Origin of the sequence: Volucribacter amazonae (genome assembly GCF_029783845.1) — a bacterium.
GTDB classification, from domain to species: Bacteria; Pseudomonadota; Gammaproteobacteria; order Enterobacterales; family Pasteurellaceae; genus Volucribacter; species Volucribacter amazonae.
This window is the reverse complement of record NZ_LWID01000001.1, coordinates 39,619-59,861: the sequence shown is the minus strand read 5'-3', so window position 1 is coordinate 59,861 and position 20,243 is coordinate 39,619. Positions and strand designations below refer to the sequence as shown.

General features: G+C 37.0%; 20 protein-coding genes and 1 pseudogene. 10 read left to right on the top strand and 11 right to left on the bottom strand.

Annotated features, from left to right (window positions below):
• Nucleotides 1–7 precede the first annotated feature (7 nt).
• The 4 genes from recD (at nt 8) to A6A20_RS00315 (ending at nt 3,628) form a co-directional block, all read left to right on the top strand.
• Complete coding sequence (recD, locus tag A6A20_RS00330) at nt 8–1,942, top strand: exodeoxyribonuclease V subunit alpha (protein WP_279571606.1); 1,935 nt, start codon at nt 8–10, stop codon at nt 1,940–1,942.
• Nucleotides 1,943–1,991: 49 nt separating this feature from the next.
• Complete coding sequence (locus A6A20_RS00325) at nt 1,992–2,621, top strand: T6SS immunity protein Tdi1 domain-containing protein (protein WP_279571605.1); 630 nt, start codon at nt 1,992–1,994, stop codon at nt 2,619–2,621.
• A gap of 19 nt (nt 2,622–2,640) precedes the next feature.
• Nucleotides 2,641–3,120 carry a hypothetical protein gene (locus tag A6A20_RS00320; protein ID WP_279571604.1) on the top strand — a complete coding sequence of 160 codons (480 nt, stop codon included), beginning with the start codon at nt 2,641–2,643 and terminating at the stop codon, nt 3,118–3,120.
• Nucleotides 3,121–3,196: 76 nt separating this feature from the next.
• A complete protein-coding gene (locus tag A6A20_RS00315; protein ID WP_279571603.1) occupies nt 3,197–3,628 on the top strand; it encodes a DUF7832 domain-containing protein in 432 nt (143 codons plus the stop codon).
• A gap of 377 nt (nt 3,629–4,005) precedes the next feature.
• Here the strand turns inward: A6A20_RS00315 and A6A20_RS00310 are convergent, their stop codons facing one another.
• Both A6A20_RS00310 and cls read right to left on the bottom strand, forming a co-directional pair.
• Nucleotides 4,006–4,647, bottom strand: a complete 642-nt coding sequence (locus A6A20_RS00310; protein WP_279571602.1) for a histidine phosphatase family protein — start codon at nt 4,645–4,647, stop codon at nt 4,006–4,008.
• Between the two features lie 38 nt (nt 4,648–4,685).
• Nucleotides 4,686–6,161, bottom strand: coding sequence for a cardiolipin synthase (gene cls / locus A6A20_RS00305; RefSeq protein WP_279571601.1), 1,476 nt, complete (start codon nt 6,159–6,161; stop codon nt 4,686–4,688).
• A 45-nt stretch (nt 6,162–6,206) separates the two neighbouring features.
• Between cls and A6A20_RS00300 the strand changes: the two genes are divergently transcribed.
• The 6 genes from A6A20_RS00300 (at nt 6,207) to folC (ending at nt 12,774) form a co-directional block, all read left to right on the top strand.
• Entirely contained in the window at nt 6,207–6,863 is a 657-nt protein-coding gene (locus tag A6A20_RS00300) for a TIGR01621 family pseudouridine synthase (RefSeq protein ID WP_279573704.1), read from the top strand.
• 224 nt (nt 6,864–7,087) lie between these two features.
• Nucleotides 7,088–8,077: a phenylalanine--tRNA ligase subunit alpha gene (pheS, locus tag A6A20_RS00295; RefSeq protein ID WP_132687982.1), complete on the top strand. Its 990-nt coding sequence runs from the start codon at nt 7,088–7,090 to the stop codon at nt 8,075–8,077.
• 18 nt (nt 8,078–8,095) lie between these two features.
• Entirely contained in the window at nt 8,096–10,483 is a 2,388-nt protein-coding gene (gene pheT, locus A6A20_RS00290; protein ID WP_279571600.1) for a phenylalanine--tRNA ligase subunit beta, read from the top strand.
• 3 nt (nt 10,484–10,486) lie between these two features.
• A complete protein-coding gene (locus A6A20_RS00285; RefSeq protein ID WP_279571599.1) occupies nt 10,487–10,777 on the top strand; it encodes an integration host factor subunit alpha in 291 nt (96 codons plus the stop codon).
• Between the two features lie 156 nt (nt 10,778–10,933).
• Entirely contained in the window at nt 10,934–11,452 is a 519-nt protein-coding gene (locus tag A6A20_RS00280) for an NlpC/P60 family protein (RefSeq protein ID WP_279571598.1), read from the top strand.
• Nucleotides 11,453–11,466: 14 nt separating this feature from the next.
• On the top strand, nt 11,467–12,774 hold the full coding sequence (gene folC, locus A6A20_RS00275; protein WP_279571597.1) for a bifunctional tetrahydrofolate synthase/dihydrofolate synthase: 1,308 nt from the start codon (nt 11,467–11,469) through the stop codon (nt 12,772–12,774).
• Between the two features lie 207 nt (nt 12,775–12,981).
• Here the strand turns inward: folC and A6A20_RS12675 are convergent, their stop codons facing one another.
• From A6A20_RS12675 to trpD, 9 genes and pseudogenes are all read right to left on the bottom strand, one after another.
• Nucleotides 12,982–13,344: a T6SS immunity protein Tdi1 domain-containing protein gene (locus A6A20_RS12675; RefSeq protein WP_341670582.1), complete on the bottom strand. Its 363-nt coding sequence runs from the start codon at nt 13,342–13,344 to the stop codon at nt 12,982–12,984.
• A pseudogene (locus A6A20_RS00265) lies at nt 13,333–13,488 on the bottom strand (GAD-like domain-containing protein); the annotation flags it as partial. The gene A6A20_RS12675 and the pseudogene A6A20_RS00265, both read right to left, overlap by 12 nt.
• A gap of 153 nt (nt 13,489–13,641) precedes the next feature.
• The gene (locus A6A20_RS00260; protein WP_279571596.1) at nt 13,642–14,271 is read right to left on the bottom strand and encodes a T6SS immunity protein Tdi1 domain-containing protein; all 630 of its coding nucleotides are present in this window, start codon (nt 14,269–14,271) and stop codon (nt 13,642–13,644) included.
• Nucleotides 14,272–14,293: 22 nt separating this feature from the next.
• On the bottom strand, nt 14,294–14,923 hold the full coding sequence (locus A6A20_RS00255; protein WP_279571595.1) for a T6SS immunity protein Tdi1 domain-containing protein: 630 nt from the start codon (nt 14,921–14,923) through the stop codon (nt 14,294–14,296).
• 54 nt (nt 14,924–14,977) lie between these two features.
• Complete coding sequence (locus tag A6A20_RS00250; protein WP_279571594.1) at nt 14,978–15,430, bottom strand: YrhA family protein; 453 nt, start codon at nt 15,428–15,430, stop codon at nt 14,978–14,980.
• 353 nt (nt 15,431–15,783) lie between these two features.
• Complete coding sequence (trpA, locus tag A6A20_RS00245; protein WP_279571593.1) at nt 15,784–16,596, bottom strand: tryptophan synthase subunit alpha; 813 nt, start codon at nt 16,594–16,596, stop codon at nt 15,784–15,786.
• Nucleotides 16,596–17,795 (bottom strand): tryptophan synthase subunit beta, encoded by a 1,200-nt coding sequence (gene trpB / locus A6A20_RS00240; RefSeq protein ID WP_279571592.1) that lies wholly within the window; start codon nt 17,793–17,795, stop codon nt 16,596–16,598. The genes trpA and trpB overlap by 1 nt, the downstream gene beginning before the upstream one ends.
• A gap of 3 nt (nt 17,796–17,798) precedes the next feature.
• Entirely contained in the window at nt 17,799–19,220 is a 1,422-nt protein-coding gene (gene trpCF, locus A6A20_RS00235) for a bifunctional indole-3-glycerol-phosphate synthase TrpC/phosphoribosylanthranilate isomerase TrpF (protein WP_279571591.1), read from the bottom strand.
• A gap of 13 nt (nt 19,221–19,233) precedes the next feature.
• Nucleotides 19,234–20,235 (bottom strand): anthranilate phosphoribosyltransferase, encoded by a 1,002-nt coding sequence (gene trpD, locus A6A20_RS00230; RefSeq protein WP_279571590.1) that lies wholly within the window; start codon nt 20,233–20,235, stop codon nt 19,234–19,236.
• Nucleotides 20,236–20,243 lie beyond the last annotated feature (8 nt).

Sequence of the window (20,243 nt, the reverse complement as noted above, 5' to 3'; positions counted from 1 at the left end):
AAGAACTATGTTATCCCTTTTAGCTCAATTAACCCAACAGCAAATAATTAGCAAGGCGGATTATTATTTTGCCAAAATGATTGCCGATAAACAGCAACCTTATGCTTATGCTCAACCCATTCAAAATTTAGCGATTTTATTGGCGGCATTATGCAGTTATAGCTATCAACAGGGCAATATTTGTTTATCTTTGCAGAACAACCCAAATATGGATTTTTTTGCTTTAGCTTATCGGCAAGGGGAACGAGATTATTTGGCAGAAATTTGGCAAAAAATCGATCATTTACCCTCAGAACAATGGCAAAGGGCATTAGCCGAGCATATTGCTTTTAGTTCCAATCCACAACAACATATCGCCCCTTTAGTGTTTCAATTTGGACGGATTTATTTTTATCGTGTCTGGCAAGATGAATATAAATTGGCGAATTATCTACAAAGTGCGGTCAAAAATTCACAAAATTTTTACCCAGATCCACAGGCGGTTAAGACCATTTTACAACAGCTTTTTGCTCACTCAGAGCAAGAAATTAACTGGCAACAAATTGCTGTGGCAACGGCAGTTAAACAATCCTTTTGCTTAATCACTGGTGGACCGGGAACGGGCAAAACTACCACCGTTTTTCGTTTATTAGCCACGTTACAATTATTACGTCAGCAACAACATTTACCCCTGCTAAGAATAAAATTAGTTGCTCCTACAGGTAAAGCCGCTAGCCGATTAAGCGAATCTTTGCAACAAACCTTAGAGCGAGAAGTGAAAAATATCCCTCAGCTAGCTGAGCTTATTCAGACACAAGCCTCTACCATACACCGCTTATTGCGATTACGTCCCTTTGATGATCGTTGCTATTTTAATGCTAACAATCCCTTGCCCCTTGATGTCCTCGTGGTTGATGAAGCCTCTATGGTGGATTTAGCTATGATGGAAAAATTGTTATCCGCTTTGCCTGCTCAAGCAAAATTGATTTTATTGGGCGATAAAGATCAGCTTTCTTCCGTAGAGGCAGGGGCAATTTTAGGCGAATTAGGGCAATTTCTGACCCAAGTTGAACAACAAGGATATAGCCCAACCTTAACACAATATCTTTTACAAACCACAGGGCAACAAGTGGCAGAGGATTTACAAGCAAATCCTATCGGCGATCATTTATGTAGTTTACGCAAAAGTTATCGTTTTCAGCAATATTCAGGTATAGGGCATTTAGCCAATGCGGTCAATCAATGCCAAGATAATTTAAGTCTGAGCTTATTTACACAATATCAAGATATTCATTTTATTTTGTTACAGGATAACGTAGCACAAAATATCGCCTTGATTGTGGAACAAGCGGTGCAATGCTACCAACAATATTTACAGCAATTACAAGGCATTAATGTTGAGGAAGTGAATTCACAACAGCTACAACAAATTTTTGCCTTATTTAAAAAATTCCGTTTTTTGACCGCACTTCGGTCAGGGGATTACGGTGTGGATAACCTCAATCAACAAATTGCCTTGCGTTTAAAACAAAAAAGATTAGTGAATTTTCGTTATACACGAGATTGGTATCTTGGCAAGCCAATTATGGTGTTAGAAAATGATAACCAAGTTGAATTATATAACGGCGATATTGGTTTGGCGTTGCTTGACGAACGAGGACAGGGCAAAGTTTGGTTTGAAATGGGAAATAACCAATTTAAAGGCGTGATTACCAGCCGTATTCCACGCCACGAACCTGCTTTTATGATGACAGTACATAAATCACAAGGCTCAGAGTTTGAACATACGTTATTGGTTCTACCCACCAAATTTACCCCTTTATTATCAAAAGAGCTTATTTATACCGCTGTTACACGAGCCAAGCAACAATTTAGCGTATTCAGCAACGAAAATATCTGGAAAACCGCCGTACGCAATCGTGTAAAACGACAGAGTGGATTGGCGCAGTGGTTGGGGAAATAAGATATGATTAAATAGCGTAGAAAATAAAAAAACATGATAGGAGAGAACAATGCAAGCCATACAAGAATTTATTGATCGCAATAAAAATTCGTATATCAAACATAGTTTAGCCGATAAAGCAACCATAGAAAAATACCGCAATATGTATCAAGGTAATTCTTACTTTCCAGAGGAATTACTTTGGATTTGGGAAAATATGGGCTTTGGGGTTTATGAAGACGGTTTTTTACAAATTGTTAATCCTGATGAATATGATTTTGTTTTTGACTATGTGGATAAATTGTTAGAACCTACTATCGTCTGGGGCATTACTGCACTAGGTGATATTCTATTTTGGGAAGGAAACGATAATTGGACAATTGCTCCTGATGAAGGAAATAGAGATAAAATTCTCAATATAAGGACACTAAATGATTGGCCTATTAGCAGTTCTTTTAGTGATGATATAGACTTTGTGTTATCTGAAGACGAAATGATTGTAGAATATTATAAAGCAAGTCTATATTTTAAGATAAAAGATAAGTTTCCTAAATTAGAATATGGACAATGTTATGGCTATGTTCCTGCGTTATGTTTAGGTGGGAGTAAAGCATTCAAAAATATCAAAATTGTAGATGCCAAAGCTTATATTATGCTTATTGGTGAGTCTGTGGGTAAAATTATTGATTTGTATGATTAGTTGATAAAGAGAAATATATATGTCAATAAATAAACAAGAAGCATTGGAAGAGCTGGAGCTATTTATTTTTCATATAGATGATTGGGTAGAAGAATTAATAGAAAAAGCAGAAAATCAAGGCTTTAGATTAGATTTTTCTCAGGAAAGCTTAAAAGATCTTGCTGTTTTCGTTAGAAAAAACAATATTATTAATAATAGAGAAAATATTAATGATTTTGCTAATTGTTGGATCTATCTTGGAGAAGTATTTAGAAAAATGGCAAAAAATGCCTATTGGACAGTAGGAATAGAAGATAAAAGAAATATGAATTATGGTCTCTATTATCTAACAGGTTATGATCTTGAAATGTCAGAGTTTATTCCTGTTCTTTACTTAAATAATTTTACTTTAAGTACAGAAGATGAATTAGATAACAATTTCTTTTATAGACTAGTAGAGTTTGAGTTAAATCCAGTTATACCTAATTTAGATTATTTGCCTACAGAGGAAGATGATTAATTTGTACATTTTCTCTCATACAACAATAGGTCCTTTAATTTGGGAATAATTAAATTTTTATATAAAAGAGGTAACTATGAAATATGACGATCAAAATTGGCATATTAATGAAAACTTTCCTGAATATCTTGATAGTCGATGTGCTATGACACATATGGGGTATTATATGGCTTGGATTGTTAATAATGATCTTGTTAGTGATATGCTAAAAGAAAACTTTCCTAAGGAAATAGATTTATTGTTACAAAGAAAAATTACAGGGGTGGATTTTATAATTACCTGTTGTGATAATAAAATAACGTCTGATGATATGAATGAACTTGGAAATCTATTTTCTAAATATTATTATGAAGAGAAATATTTTACGGATTATGTGGATTTATGTGATCTTGAAAATGAGAGTATATTTGATGAACCAAATACATGGAGTAAGTATGATAAACTAAGTGAAGTCATTGATGTGAGATATCAAAAATGGCTTAAACGTAATAATAAAACTAAAAAATAATTTTTACTTATAGTGGAATTATCTGTTGAACTTATTCAAAGTGCGGTCAGTTTTAGAAAAACTTTCCTCCAAATATAGATATTTCCGATTTTCCCCCTTAAAAATTCCCTGTGTAAAACTTAGAACCATAGACACATTTCTGCTGTTTGAGCCTTGCGGAGCAAGGTGAGTTCAGAAATGTGTCGTAATGGTTCAAGTTGAAACACAGGATCAGAATTTTTCTAGGGGGGCATTTCTTTGCCTACTTTCTTTACACGAGTAAAGAAAGTAGGTCGCACGAATGTGCGAAATACATTTGTGAAGTCGGAAAAAGAAAAGCAAAAAAATAATTCAAAAACCCACCGCACTTTTAGGCTAGAGAACAAAATGTCTTCAACCTATTGCAAATGTTCCGTATTATTAAGCTGTTCAATAATAAATTTTCTGCTATTTTCGTTTTCTTGGTATTTAACAATACTAATAGCTGTATTGGCGAGGGATAAACTGAGTTCTGGGCCGCGGTGTTGTTGCCAAGGGATATTGTTGATGAGGGCGAGTAATAAGCGTAGGGTATGCCCATGGGAAACAATAAGAATATTGCCTTGTTGATGATTTTGGGTAATTTGTTGGATTGCTTGTTCAACACGTTGGGCTAATTGAGCGTAGGTTTCGCCGCCGTTGAGGGCTTGATAAGCCTCTGGTTGATGTTGCATAGCGTAAAATTCTTGGCTTTCGGTTTGTTTGAGTTCTGTAATGGCTTGTCCTTCCCAAGCACCAAAGTCCTGTTCATTTAATTGAGCAAGGGGGATAATGGGGCTGTTTTTGCCCGCTAAAATATATTGAGCGGTATCAATGGTGCGTTGTAGCTGGCTAGTATAAACTGCCGCAAAATCAATTTGTTTGAGCTTTTGTCCTGTGCGTTTTGCTCCCTCTATGCCTTGAGGTGTAAGGGGGGAGTTTTTTGCACCTTGTAATAGGCCTTGTTCATTCCATTCAGTGCGTCCATGGCGAACTAAATATAGCGTTAATGTTTTTGTCATAACCTTTGTTGTTCCTGTTGCTAAGTGAAACATAGCGTTTAAAGCAATGGGCTAAATAAGAAAAAGATTTTTTCTACAATGCGTGAATAAAGAGAACGGGTTTTCCATTGCTGATAATCAAGCAGGGACGCCGTTTGCAGATAATTTTCGTGTAATACGGCAATTTCATTGGCAAAGCCTTTATCTTCAACCACCATGGTTACTTCAAAATTCAGCATAAAGCTACGCATATCCATATTTACTGTACCCACTAATGCCAGTTTGTTATCAATTAGCATACTTTTGGTATGCAGTAAGCCTTTTTCAAATTGGTAAATTTTTACTCCAACGGATAATAATTCATCAAAAAAACTGCGACTTGCCCATTTTACCATAAGCGAGTCGTTGCGTTTTGGAATGATTAAATTCACTTCAACCCCTCGTAGGGCAGCAATGCGTAACGCTTCAACAATGCCATGGCTTGGTACAAAATAAGGTGTTGTAATGGTAATGCTTTTACGTGCGGAAAAAATGGCTAAGGACAGGGATTGTGCCATAAGATCATCAGGAAAACTCGGTCCCGAGGCGATCAGTTGTACAGCGTGAGAATGGCTATTATCGCTTGTTATCGCAGGGCAAGCAGGGAGAATTAATGGCAGGGCTTTTTCGCTTTCAATTTCCCAATCCCACGCATGCAGGGCATTAAGCAAAGAAGATACAGGGCCTGTAATGCGTACCATAATATCGATCCATTTGCCCACATGGGCGTCTTGTTTAAAACAGCTTGGATCAACCATATTCATACTTCCTGTGTAAGCAATTTGATTATCGATCACAATAATTTTGCGGTGTTGTCTGAGATCAATACGGCGTAGGAAAACCCGTAATAAGCTCACATGTAATGCTTCGGTAATTTCAATGCCTTGTTGTCGCATATAATGATAATTTGGGCTTTTAAAGAAAGCACGACTGCCCACTGAATCAAGTAAAATATGAATAGCAACGCCACGCTGGCGTGCTTTGACTAACGCCTGCATAACTTCATCAACCATACCGCCATTAAACCAAATATAAAAGGTCATATTAATACTGGTTTGAGCTTGGTTTATATCTTGGATTATGCTTTGCATAATAGATTCAGGGGTATCATAAATATGCAATTCATTACCCAGTACACAAGGAATACCTAAGCGATTTTGAGCAAGTTCAAAAATAGGCTTGTATAGCAAATTATTGTTGGTATTGATTAAATGTCCGCAGGTTTTAAATTGTTCAAACCAAGCCATAAATTTAGGCTGGAGCTTTTTAAAGGAATTTCCCCGTCTTTTGCCTAAATTAATTTCACCGATGATTAAATAAGCCAAAATGCCAACAATGGGAATAAGATAGACGATCATTAACCAAGAGAGGGTAGCGGATACCGATTGCTTTTTGGTAATTAGGCGAAAGGTAATGGTAACGGTTAATGTCCACATAATAACAGGGATAATGTAGGGAACAAGGTAATCAAAGATTTGCTCAAAGGAAATATTCATATTATGCTTAGCCAATGTATTACAACAAATAAAATTAATGGTTCAATGTTTGAAATTGTATTTTCTCATCAGGATTTTATTATAATTAATAAGCCTTGTGCAATCAGTGTGCATAAAGATGATCAAGAAACAGGTCTGACCACTTTATTGGCTCGTCAATTAGGAAAAGAAAAGTTATGGTTGGTTCATCGTTTGGATAAGGTAACCTCAGGCTTATTAATTCTCGCCTTAAATATTGAAGCTGCAAAGGAATTTTCTCGATTATTTGCAGAACACCGTATTCATAAAACCTATTTGGCATTATCTGATCATAAACCCCATAAAAAACAGGGAACCATTATTGGTGATATGAAAAAAGCGAGAGCAGGGGCGTGGAAATTATTGAGAAGCCGAGAGCAACCCGCTATTACCACTTTTTATAGCCTAAGCATTGTTCCTCGTTTACGTTTATTTGTGCTAAAACCACAAACAGGCAAAACTCATCAAATTAGAGTGGCAATGAAAAGTTTAGGTAGCCCTATTTTGGGTGATCATTTATATGGAAATAAAAGCAAAACAGACCGCACTTATTTGCACGCTTTGAAACTTGAGTTTGACTATTTGGGACAACAGATAGCGGTAAGTTGTTTACCTCAACAAGGGGAGTATTGGCAACAAGCAGAAGTTGCACAACAAATAGTTTCTTTGTTAGAAAAAACGTGATTTTTTAATTATTTAGTATTATCATTAAAGCAATTTTATAAAATCTTGAACTAGACTATGAATATAACAGGAATTTTTGATAAGGTTAGCAATAGATATTTTGGCTTTTTGGCTTGATAAAGTCATTGAGGCAATCAGTTTGTTAACCTAAAGATTCAAACTGTAAGCCTCCATTTTGGAGGCTTTTTTCTTGTCGTAGATCATTTATTATTTAGAGGACAGGTATGCAAAACCTAAAAGAGATCGTTGATAAAGCACATAAGGCAATAGAATCCATTGCGGATAAAAATTTAGCGGCGTTAGAGGAAATTCGCGTTGAGTTTTTTGGTAAAAAAGGGCATTTCACTACCTTAATGCAAGGTTTGCGTGATGTGGCGGCAGAAGAGCGTCCAAAAGTGGGGGCGAAAATTAATGAAGCCAAGCAAAAAGTGCAAGAATTATGGAATGCCAAGAAAGCGGAATGGGAAAAAGCGGAGTTAGATGCCAAACTTGCTCAAGAAAAAATTGATGTTAGTTTGCCGGGGCGTAAGGTGGAAATTGGTGGGCTACACCCTGTTAATATTACAATTCGCCGTGTGGTAAAATTCTTTTCTGAATTAGGTTTTACCGTTGAAACAGGCCCAGAAATTGAAAGTGATTATTATAACTTTGATGCCTTAAATATTCCAAAACATCACCCTGCAAGAGCGGATCACGATACTTTTTGGTTTAATCCTGAATTATTATTGCGTACCCAAACTTCTGGTGTGCAAATTCGTACAATGGAAAACAAAAAACCGCCTATCCGTATTATTGCGCCAGGGCGAGTATATCGTAATGATTATGATCAAACCCATACACCAATGTTTCATCAAATTGAGTTGTTATTTGTGGATAAACACGCCAACTTTGCCGAATTAAAAGGCTTGTTACATGATTTCTTGCGTGCGTTTTTTGAAGAAGATTTACAAGTGCGTTTCCGTCCTTCTTATTTCCCTTTTACTGAACCCTCTGCGGAAGTTGATGTCATGGGGAAAAATGGTAAATGGTTGGAAGTCTTAGGTTGTGGTATGGTGCATCCAAATGTGCTACGCAATGTGGGCATTGATCCAAATGAATATTCAGGTTTTGCGGTAGGTATGGGAGTAGAACGCTTAACTATGTTGCGTTACAACGTAACAGACCTGCGTTCATTCTTTGAAAATGATTTACGCTTTTTAAAACAATTTAAATAATTTTAGGTGGAGAGATAAATGAAATTCAGTGAATTATGGGTTCGTGAGTGGGTTAATCCAGCAATTACCACCGAACAATTATGCGATCAAATTACTATGCTTGGCTTAGAAGTTGATGATGTGGCTAAGGTGGCAGGCGAGTTTACTGGCGTTGTGGTGGGCGAGGTTGTGGCTTGTGAGAAGCACCCTGATGCCGATAAATTACGCATAACGAAAGTGAATGTAGGTGGCGAAAGATTATTAGATATTGTTTGTGGTGCCCCAAATTGCCGTCAGGGGCTAAAAGTGGCTTGTGCTGTTGATGGTGCGGTATTGCCCGGTAATTTTAAGATTAAGAAAACCAAATTGCGTGGGCAGCCCTCAGAAGGTATGCTTTGCTCTTACAGTGAATTAGGTATCACAGAGGATCATGATGGCATTATTGAGTTACCTGCTGATGCCCCTATTGGTACAGATTTACGCCAATATTTACAGCTTGATGATAAGAGCATTGAAATTAGCCTTACCCCAAATCGTGCCGATTGTTTAAGTATTGCAGGTATCGCTCGTGAGCTTGGCGTTGCCAATAAACTTTCGCTAAATCCACCGCACTTTACCGCAAGTCAGCTAACCGCAGAAGAAAAAGTGCAAATTGAGGTACAAGCACCAGAGGCTTGTCCTCGTTATTTATTGCGTGCCATTCAAGGGGTAAATGTTAAGGCAAACTCGCCTGTATGGTTAAAAGAAAAATTACGCCGTTGCGGCATTCGCTCTATTGATCCTATTGTGGACGTAACCAATTATGTGCTACTTGAGTTAGGTCAGCCAATGCACGCCTTTGATGCCGCTAAAGTTGTCCAACCAGTGCAGGTACGCTTAGCACAAGCAGGCGAAGTATTAACCCTATTAGACGGAAACCAAGTTAGCTTACAACCTAACACCTTAATTATTGCCGATCAGCAAGGTCCATTGGCAATGGCGGGGATCTTTGGTGGTAAAGAAAGTGGCGTTAATAGCGAAACTAAAGATATTTTATTAGAATCCGCTTTCTTTGCGCCATTAGCCATTACAGGGCGAGCACGTCAATATGGTTTACATACGGATTCTTCACATCGTTTTGAACGCGGTGTTGATTTTACTTTACAACATCAAGCAATGGAACGAGCTACCGCCTTGATTATTGAGATCTGTGGTGGGCAAGCGGGCGAAATTTGCGAAGTGGTCAACCAACAATATTTACCAACCTCTGTTCAAGTGCGTTTACGTCGCAGCCAATTAGATAAGGTATTAGGGCATCATATTGCGACAGAAACCGTAACTGATATTTTTGAACGTTTAGGCTTTAAGCCTGAATATGCTGATGAGTGCTGGACAATCACTTCACCTTCATGGCGTTTTGATATTGCCATTGAAGAAGATTTGATTGAAGAAGTTGCCCGTATTTATGGCTATAACAATATCCCTAATCAAGCACCATTAGCCCATTTAACCATGGGACAACATCGTGAATCAGAAGTTGATATTGAACAAATCAAAACTGCATTAGTGGCAAATGATTTCCACGAAGCCATTACTTATAGTTTTGTTAATCCAAAGGTTCAACAATTATTGCACCCTGAACAGCCAGCTTGGATCTTACCAAATCCAATTTCTTCAGAAATGTCAGCGATGCGAGTTTCCTTATTAACGGGTTTACTTGATGCAGTGCTTTATAATCAAAATCGTCAGCAAAATCGTGTGCGTTTATTTGAAACGGGTTTGCGTTTTATTCCAGATAGTCAAGCAGAGTTTGGTATTCGCCAAGAGTTTGTATTCTCTGCTATTATGACAGGGGCGAGATTAAATGAACATTGGACAGGTAAATCAGAAAATTCGGATTTCTTTGATTTAAAAGGTTATTTAGAAAATATTTTAGCCTTGACCAGTGTGGCAAATAAAGTGAAATTTGTGGCAAAAACCTACCCAGCTTTCCACCCGGGACAATCCGCTGCCATCATGTTGGACGGAGAAGAAATTGGTTTCATTGGACAAATTCACCCAAGTATTAGCCAAAAATTGGGGTTAAGCGGGAAAGTATTTGCTTGTGAGATTATGGTAAAAGCCATAGCTCATCGTGATGTCGCTAATGCGAAAGAAATTTCACGTTTCCCATCAAATCGCCGAGATTTAGCGGTTGTTGTGCAACAAGATATTGCGGCATCAGATGTCCTTGAAGTTTGCCGTTCAGTGGCAGGGGATAAACTGGCACAAATTAATTTATTTGACGTTTATCAAGGTGCTGGTGTCGCAGAAGGGCATAAGAGTCTAGCGATAAGTTTAATTATTCAAGATAGTGAAAAAACCCTTGGTGATGAAGAAATTAATGCGGTTATTAACCAAGTGGTTACTGAATTAAAACAACGTTTTAACGCCTATTTGAGGGATTAAGCAATGACATTAACAAAAGTAGAAATCGCTGAGAATTTAATGGAAAAATTTAATCTCAGCAAGCGTCAAGCAAAAGCACTTGTTGAAAGTTTTTTTGAAGAAATTCGTACCGCACTAGAATCTGGCATTGATGTCAAATTATCTGGTTTTGGTAATTTTGAGCTTAGGGATAAATCTTCACGTCCCGGACGTAACCCTAAAACAGGGGAAAGTGTTGCGGTTTCTGCTCGTCGTGTGGTGGTGTTTAAAGCAGGACAAAAACTGCGTAGCCGAGTAGAAAAACAAAAAGGCTAATTATTTCCTTTACTCAGCGAAAATATCATCGTTTTAATTTTAAATAAGACAAGGCGACAGGTTAAAGGTAGTACAATGCAGTACAAGCAAGACCTGTCAACACAGTATTATTTAAAATAGCCTGATTTTAAAATAGGGCTATTGATGGAGAACGCTATGCAATACATTAAACAAGGACGAAATTATTTAAAATTATTGTCTTTTTTGACCGCACTTTCTACCTTGGTGGCTTGTTCATCGTCAAATAATGAGGATTATTCAACTAATAATCCTATTCATTATCAGGGATCATTAAATGATCCTATTATGACTATTGCTTTATTAAGTGAGCAACAAAGGGAATGGGCTGGAACGAAATATCGGCTAGGTGGCAATAGTAGACAGGGTATTGATTGTTCAGCTTTTGTACAAGTTACATTTCAACATCGTTTTGGTATTCAATTACCTCGTATGACGACTGAACAAGCTAAACAAGGTAGGGCAGTAGCTAAACACGAAATTCAAACGGGTGATCTGGTCTTTTTTAAAACAGGTCGAGGCCCAAACGGCTATCATGTGGGAATTTATGTGAAAGAAGATAAATTTTTACACGCCTCAACCAAAGGTGGGGTCATTTATTCTTCCCTTAATAGCCCTTATTGGCGTAAGGCTTATTGGCAAGCAAGACGAATTTAACCATTAGGAAAACTATGCAACATCAGCAATTAAATGCACATTCGCCACTCAACGAGTGGCTTTGTTATTTAGAACAACAACATTATAAAGCGATTGATCTCGGCTTAGAACGGGTTGCCTCAGTGGCAAAACAATTGGATTTATTAAAACCTGCCCCTTTGGTAATTACCGTTGGTGGCACCAATGGCAAAGGCACAACCTGTCGTCTATTGGAAAAAGTGTTATCAGAAATTGGCTTAAAAGTGGGCGTTTATTCCTCACCACATTTAATACGCTATAATGAACGAGTACGCATTGAACAACAAGAATTATCCGATCAACAACATAGCCAATCCTTTGCTTTTATTGAACAACAGCGAAATCAATCGCTAACCTATTTTGAGTTTTCTACCTTATCCGCCCTACATTTATTTAAGCAAGCTAAACTTGATGCCGTGATTTTAGAAGTGGGCTTAGGCGGACGTTTAGATGCAACTAATATCGTTGATGCGGATATTGCGGTTATTACGTCCATTGATATTGATCATACGGATTTTTTAGGCTCAGAAAGAGAACAAATTGCCTTTGAAAAAGCAGGTATTTTTCGTGCCAACAAACCTGCGGTAATTGGCGAGCAACATATTCCACAATCAATGCTAGATTATGCTCAACAATTAGGTTGTGAGCTTGCTTGTCGTGAGCAACAATGGCAATTCCAACAACAAGGCAATACTTGGTGTTGGCAAAATCAGCATACTCGCTTAGAAAATTTACCATTATGTCAAATTCCTTTAGCTAACGCCGCCACCGCCTTAGCCGTATTAAGTTTTGTGCCTTATTCTATTCCAGACAAGGTAATTTATCAGGCATTGCAAAATGTCCAATTAACAGGACGATTTCAATATTTAACCGCTACACAGCAACAACGATTAGCACAAAAATTTGCTCAACAAGATTTACCACAAATTATTTTAGATGTAGCACATAATCCACATGCCGCCCATTATTTAGCGGAAAAATTGCAGGCAATAAAGGCACAACATACAAACAGTAAAATTGTCGCAATTTGTGGTATTTTGCAAGATAAAGATAGCCAAGGTATTTTTAAGCCTTTAGTACCAGTGATCGATCAATGGTATTGCATAAGTTTACAAGGAACAAGAGGGCAGTCAGCCCAAAAGTTACAGAAAAACTTACAAGCTCTCGCTAAGGTTGATAGCTATTGTGCAGAAACGCTAGCCGAGGCATTAGCAATGGCATTAAAAAATAGCCAAGCCCAGGATTATCTTATTATCTTTGGCTCTTTTTATACGGTGGCTGAGTTATTGTGGTTGCTTGAGTAGGTAATATTTTTGATAAAAGTGCGGTTGTTTTTGAAATTTTTATTACTCTATCTCCGCCTGTTGGCGAACAAGATTCGTCCCCTTTTATAAAGGGGACTTACTTTTCCTCGTACAAGCAAAGAAAAGTAAGTAAAAGAAACATATTCCTAGAAAAAACTTATCTAGCCTTTCACTAAGAATGATATACGAATAATATTGGAACATCTTTTAATCATACAAATCAATAATCTTCCCTACAGCTTCACCAATAACCATAATATAAGCTTTGGTATCTACAATTTTAATATTTTTAATTGATTTACTCCCCCCTAAACATAATGCAGGAACATAACCATAACATTGACCATATTCTAATTTAGGAAGTTTTGGCAATTTATTTTTTATTTGGAAGTATAACTTAGCATTATAGTTTTTAATTAAATAACGTTCTTTAGGAAGAATTATATCTAATTCAATATCAATTAAACTTGTTATTACATCATCATCTAACTTTCTTAAATTAATTATAGAAATTCTATTACCTTCATCAGGAGCTACTGTCCAATTATCATTTCCTTCCCAAACAAGAATATCACCTAGTGCAGTAATGCCCCAGACGATAGTAGGTTCTAACAATTTATCTACATAGTCAAAAACAAAGTCATATTCATCAGGATTAACAATTTGTAAAAAACCGTCTTCATAAACCCCAAAGCCCATATTTTCCCAAATCCAAAGTAATTCCTCGGAAAATAAGAGTTACCTTGATACATATTGCGGTATTTTTCTATGGTTGCTTTATCGGCTAAACTATGTTTGATATACGAATTTTTATTACGTTCAATAAAATTTTTTATTGTTTCCATATATTTTTCTCTTTGTTATCTGTTAATCATATAAATCAAAAATCTTGCCTACAGATTCACCAATAACCATAATATGAGCTTTAGTATCTACTATTTTGATATTTTTAATTGACTTACTTCCTCCTAAACATAAAGCAGGAACATAGCCATAGCATTGTCCGTATTCTAATTTAGGGAATTTATTTTTTATCTGAAAATATAAGTTAGCTTCATAATATTCTTTTATAAGCCTTTCTTTAGATAAGATAAAATCTATATCATCACTAAAAGAATGAGTAATAGGGTTAGCATCTAATTTCCTTATATTAATGATTCTATCTCTATTTCCTTCGTCAGGTGCTATTGTCCAATTATCATTTCCCTCCCAAACAAGAATATCTCCTAATGCAGTTATTCCCCAGACAACTGTAGGATCTAACATTTTATCTATATAGTCAAAAACAAAATCATATTCATCAGGATTAACAATTTGTAAAAAACCGTCTTCATAAATACCAAAACCCATATTTTCCCAAATCCAAAGTAATTCCTCTGGAAAGTAAGAGTTACCTTGATACATATTGCGGTATTTTTCTATGGTTGCTTTATCGGCTAAACTATGTTTGATATACGAATTTTTATTACGTTCAATAAAATTTTTTATTATTTCCATATATTTTTCTCTTTGTTATCTGCTAATCATACAAATCAATAATCTTCCCTACAGCCTCACCAATAAGCATAATATAAGCTTTTGCATCTACAATTTTGATATTTTTGAATGCTTTACTTCCTCCTAAACATAAAGCAGGAACATAACCATAACATTGGCCATATTTTAGTTTCGGAAATTTATCTTTTATCTTAAAATATAGACTTGCTTTATAATATTTTGCTATCATTCCTTCTTCAGATAATACAAAATCTATATCATCACTGAATGAACGAGTTATAGAATCATCATCTAATGTTCTTAAATTAATAATTACATCTCTATTGCCTTCATCAGGAGCAATCCTCCAATTATCATTGCCTTCCCAAACAAGAATATCCCCTAATGCTGTAATTCCCCAAACAACTGTAGGCTCTAACATTTTATCCACATAGTCAAAAACAAAATCATATTCATCAGGATTAACAATTTGTAAAAAACCATCTTCATAAACACCAAACCCCATATTTTCCCAAATCCAAAGTAATTCCTCTGGAAAATAAGAGTTACCTTGATACATATTGCGGTATTTTTCTATGGTTGCTTTATCAGCTAGGCTATGTTTGATATACGAATTTTTATTGCGTTCAATAAAATTTTTTATTGTTTCCATTTATACTCCTTCTATGCTTTAGAATAAATATAAATTTTTTGAGTAGGGAATAATTTATATTTCTCCCATTTCATCAAAAAAACTGTCTATTAACAGATTTATATCTTTGAATTCTTCCATTATTTCACCAGAGGGCATATCTAATACAAGGTATGAATTGTTATTCTTATAATAAACATACCAGCTAATGTTTGTTTCTCCTAAGTATGTATAAATTATATTTTCTTTGTTCTCATGCCATATTTTATTTCTCTCTATTAAATCATATATAAATTCATTTGGCGTTACATTTAGATACTGCTTTCCAATGCCATATAATATACAACCATCAAACTCAAAGCCATTAATTTCCTTTAAAATAGAAAAATATGAATCTGGAATGTATATTTTATTCTCTTTACATAATTTCAAGTAATCTTCTATATTTTTATCAGATACACCTGAATTACTGTACCCAGTATATTGTTCTTTTAATTTTTTTACTTGATAGAGTTTACTTTTCCACATAATTTTTCCTATTTTATAGGTATAGTTATCCCATTTTCAGATAATATAGTCGTTCCACTTTAAAATGATACAGCGTTGGTAAGCCTCGCCGTACTATTTGTACTGTCTTCGGCGTACCGCCTTGTCTCCTTTTAAATTGAAACGACTATACAGTGTTGACACAGGGTTCTTTTACTTTACTATTTATATTATCTTCCGTATGTTGCCTTATCTTATTTTAAATTGAAACAACTATAAATTGCTCACACTGAATAAAAATTCGGTTAATTTTAGAATAATTTTCCCAAAAAATCCTAAAATCAACCGCACTTTTGAAACAGATACAGGGTATTTAAAATACCCTTATATTAATTCTATTGTTTTCTCGTAGCCTGTTTCATTAAACGTACAAAATTAGCCAGTTCTTTTAAGCATTGTTTAGGATCATTGAGGTGTTGTTCAATAATTTTTACCGTAGCTGAACCTGAAATAGCCCCTTGTACACCTAGCGATAAGGCATTTTTTACTTGCTCAGGTTTAGCAATACCAAAGCCTTGTAGAATAGGGGGGGCATTGTGGGCTTTTAATTTTTCCACTAAATGATCAAGATTGGTTGCATAGCTGTGGTTTTCTGCACTGGTTACCCCAGCCCTTGAAACTAAATAAGTATAGCCTTCGCTATATTGGGCAACCTTAGCAATGGTGTTATCATCAGCGTTTGGTGGGCAAATAAATACAGGTTGGATACCCTGTGCTTTGGCAGCGGACACATAAGGCTCACAGGCTAACAAGGGAATATCGGCGACTAAGACTGCATCAACGCCCACTTCGGCACAACGTTGATAGAATGGGGTTAGCCCTTGTGCATAAATAAGGTTGGCACATAATAATAAGCTAATTGGAATATGCGGATATTTTTGTCTAATTTTTGCCAATAATTGGAAACTTTGCTCTGTACTACAACCTGCTTGTAACGCACGATTATTGGCAGCTTGGATTACTGGGCCATCTAATAGCGGATCGGAAAAAGGAAAGCCTAACTCAAGGGCATCAGCTCCATTTTCTACGAGGGTGCAGACAATATTGAAAGATTGTTCAAAATTAGGATCACCTAAGGTAACAAAGGGAACAAATGCCCCTTCATTCTGTTGGTCTAAATGTTGAAATAATTGGGCAAAACGGTTCATTATAAGCCTCCTTTGGCAGATAAAATTTTATCTACGGTAAAAATATCTTTATCGCCACGACCAGAAAGATTAACCACTAAAATTTGCGGTTTATCAGGATTTTGTTTAATCATTTTTAAGGCATAAGCTAAGGCGTGGGAACTTTCTAAAGCAGGGATAATGCCCTCGTGGCGAGCTAAGGCTTGAAAGGCCTCTAAGGCTTCATCATCGGTAATGCTTTCATAGTCGGCACGTCCAATAGCGTGTAAATAAGCGTGCTGTGGACCGACAGACGGAAAATCTAGCCCTGCGGAAATGGAATAAGATTCTTCAATTTGTCCGTCTTGGGTTTGCATTAAAGGGGCTTTCATTCCAAAATAAATGCCCACCGTACCATGTTTTAATGGTGCACCATGTTCGCCAGTGGCAATGCCATGCCCCGCAGGTTCAATGCCGATTAATCTCACATTTTTTTCGTCAATAAAATCATTAAACATACCAATGGCATTAGAACCACCGCCTACCGCTGCAATCACTGCATCAGGCAAACGTCCTTCCCGTTCAAGAATTTGTTGTTTGGTTTCTTCGCCAATCATTTTTTGAAATTCACGCACAATGGTTGGGAAAGGGTGCGGGCCAGCCGCTGTGCCAAGTAAATAATGGGTTGTGGCATAATTGGCTGACCAATCTCGCATTGCTTCACAACAAGCATCTTTTAAGGAACAAGAACCTTTTTGTACTGATTCTACTTCCGCGCCCATTAAACGCATACGAAATACATTAGGGGCTTGGCGTTCAATGTCTTTTGCCCCCATATAAATTTTGCAAGGCATATCAAGCATAGCACAAGCCAAAGCGGTGGCTACGCCATGTTGTCCTGCCCCTGTTTCCGCAATAATACGGGTTTTTCCCATACGTTTTGCCAATAAAATTTGCCCTAGCACTTGATTGGTTTTGTGTGCTCCACCATGCAATAGATCTTCTCGTTTTAAATATAATTTGGTTTGGCTACCCTTGGTTAAATTACGGCAAAGGGTAAGGGCGGTAGGGCGTCCTGCATAATTTTTAAGTAAATCTTGGAATTGGCGTTGAAACTCAGGATCTTGCTTCGCTTCAACAAATGCTTGTTCTAATTGCTTTAATACAGGCACTAAGATTTCTGGTACATACATACCACCAAATTCACCAAAATAAGGATTTAAAAGGGTTTCTTTTGTCATAATTTATCCTTGTGAACACTGATAAGTTAAAATTTTACTAAAAATAGACCGCACTTTTTCGCTTGCTTTGATACCTGCGGTACTTTCTACACCTGAATTAAGATCAAGCCCTAAACAACCTTGGGCTAAGGCTTGGCTAACATTATCAGGGTTAATTCCACCTGCGAGCATGGCTTTGGCTTTTAATCGTGGCGGAATATATTGCCAATTAAAAGATTTGCCGGTGCCACCTTGTTGCTGTTTGGTTTTACTATCAAACACATAACGATCCACCTCAGCAAGTTCCTGAATGTTAAGTGGCTCAGCTTGTTCAATATCAATAGAAATGGCTTGCCATATTTGCACTTGTGGCGGTAATTGCTGGCGTAATTGTTGAATATATTGCGGATCTTCTTGCCCATGCAGTTGCACCGCAAACAGCGATAATTGGCGAGCTAAATTGACAATCAATTCCATAGGCTGATTTTGAAAAACGCCAACAAAACGCAATGGGGCAGTGGTTACCAACTCTTGTGCTTGCCTTAAAGATACACAACGAGGGGAGCTTTCCACAAAAATCAATCCCCCATATAACGCCCCTTGTTGGTAAGCCAGTTCAACATCTTGCGGGCGAGTTAGCCCACAAATTTTGTTTTCACCAAAAATCACTGCACGTACGGCATTATTTAAATCTTGTTCCGCCATTAAACTTGAGCCAATTAAAAAGCCATTAACCACAGATTGCAATTGTTGGACTTGTTGATGAGTATAAATTCCTGATTCACTGATAATAATACGATCTGTTGGAATTTGTTTAGCGAGTGGCGGTGTGCGTTGTAAATCTACGCTGAGATCGTGCAAATCTCGGTTATTAATGCCAATCACTTTTGCCCCCAAGGCTATGGCTCGTTCTAACTCGGCTTGATTAGAAGTTTCGGTTAATACCCCCATATTTAATTGGTGGGCTAGCTGTGCCAGTTGTTGATATTTGTCATCATCAAGTACGGATAACATTAATAAAATGGCATCAGCTTGATAATAACGTGCGAGATAAACTTGATACTCATCAATAATAAAATCTTTGCATAACACTGGTTGTGGGGCAATGCTACGCACCTGTTGTAAATAAGCAAAGTCGCCCTGAAAATATTTTTCATCAGTTAATACCGAAATGGCATTGGCGTAATTTTTATACACCTGCGCAATCTCGTTTAAGTCAAAATCCGCTCGGATAAGCCCTTTTGACGGCGAGGCTTTTTTACATTCTAAGATAAAAGCAGGACGTTGCGAGTTATCTTTTGCCAAGGCTTGATAAAAAGAGCGGTCTGATTTTTCAATTTTTTTTACAAATTCTGTTAAGGGAAAGGCTTTTTGTTTTGCGTTAAGCCAATCCATTTTATCTAAGATAATTTGTTGTAAAATCGTGGGTTTGTCGGTTAAATTCATTATGCTTAGCCTTTTAATATTGGGTTAATCGGGTTAAGGTTTCAAATGCTTTGCCAGTGGCAAGGTGTGCCATAACTTGTTCTGCATTTTGTTTAATATCAGGTTGCCCGAATAATTTTAATAACAGCGCCGTATTCATTGCTACTGCTTGTTGATGAGCTGGTTTTCCGTTACCCTGTAACAGATTGGTAATCATTTCCGCATTTTGTTGTGGCTCGCCACCTTGCAAACTTTCTAAAGGCTGAGGACGGAAACCAAAATCCTGTGGTGAAAGACTATAATATTCAATGTTACCCTGAGAAATTTCAGCCACTTCTGTTTTACCATGAATGGCAACCTCATCTAAACCACAACCATGCACTACAATACTATGTTGATGACCGAGTTTAACCGCTGTTTCTGCATAGGTTGGAATAAGTTTTGCGGTATATACCCCCAATAATTGCTGTTTAGGACGAGCAGGGTTAATTAATGGTCCAAGAATATTAAAAATGGTACGAGTTTTTAACGCTTGGCGTACCGCAACGGCGTGCTTAAAGCCTAAATGGTATTGTTGGGCAAATAAAAAGCAAAGATTAATCTCATCGAGCGCTTGTCTTGCGGTTTGAGCATCAATGCTAATATTGACCCCTAAGGCAGTAAGTAAATCGCTTGAGCCTGTTTTACTGGAAACACTGCGGTTACCATGTTTAGCAACTTTGATCCCCATGGAGGCGGCAACAATAGCAGAGGCAGTGGAAATATTAATAGTATTCGCCCCATCGCCACCTGTGCCAACAATATCGGCAAAGGGATAATCTGGGCGAGGGAAAGGTTGAGCTGCTTGTAATGAGGCGGTTACCGCTCCGCTAATTTCTTCCACACTTTCGCCTTTAATTTTTAAGGCAATTAAGGCTGCGGCTAATTGTTCAGGCAATAAATTGCCTTGAATAATCTGTTGGAAGAGCTGTTCACTTTCTTGCAGTGTAAGGGATTGTTGGTCAAAAAGTTTATTTAAAATGTGTTCTGTTTGCATAATTGTCC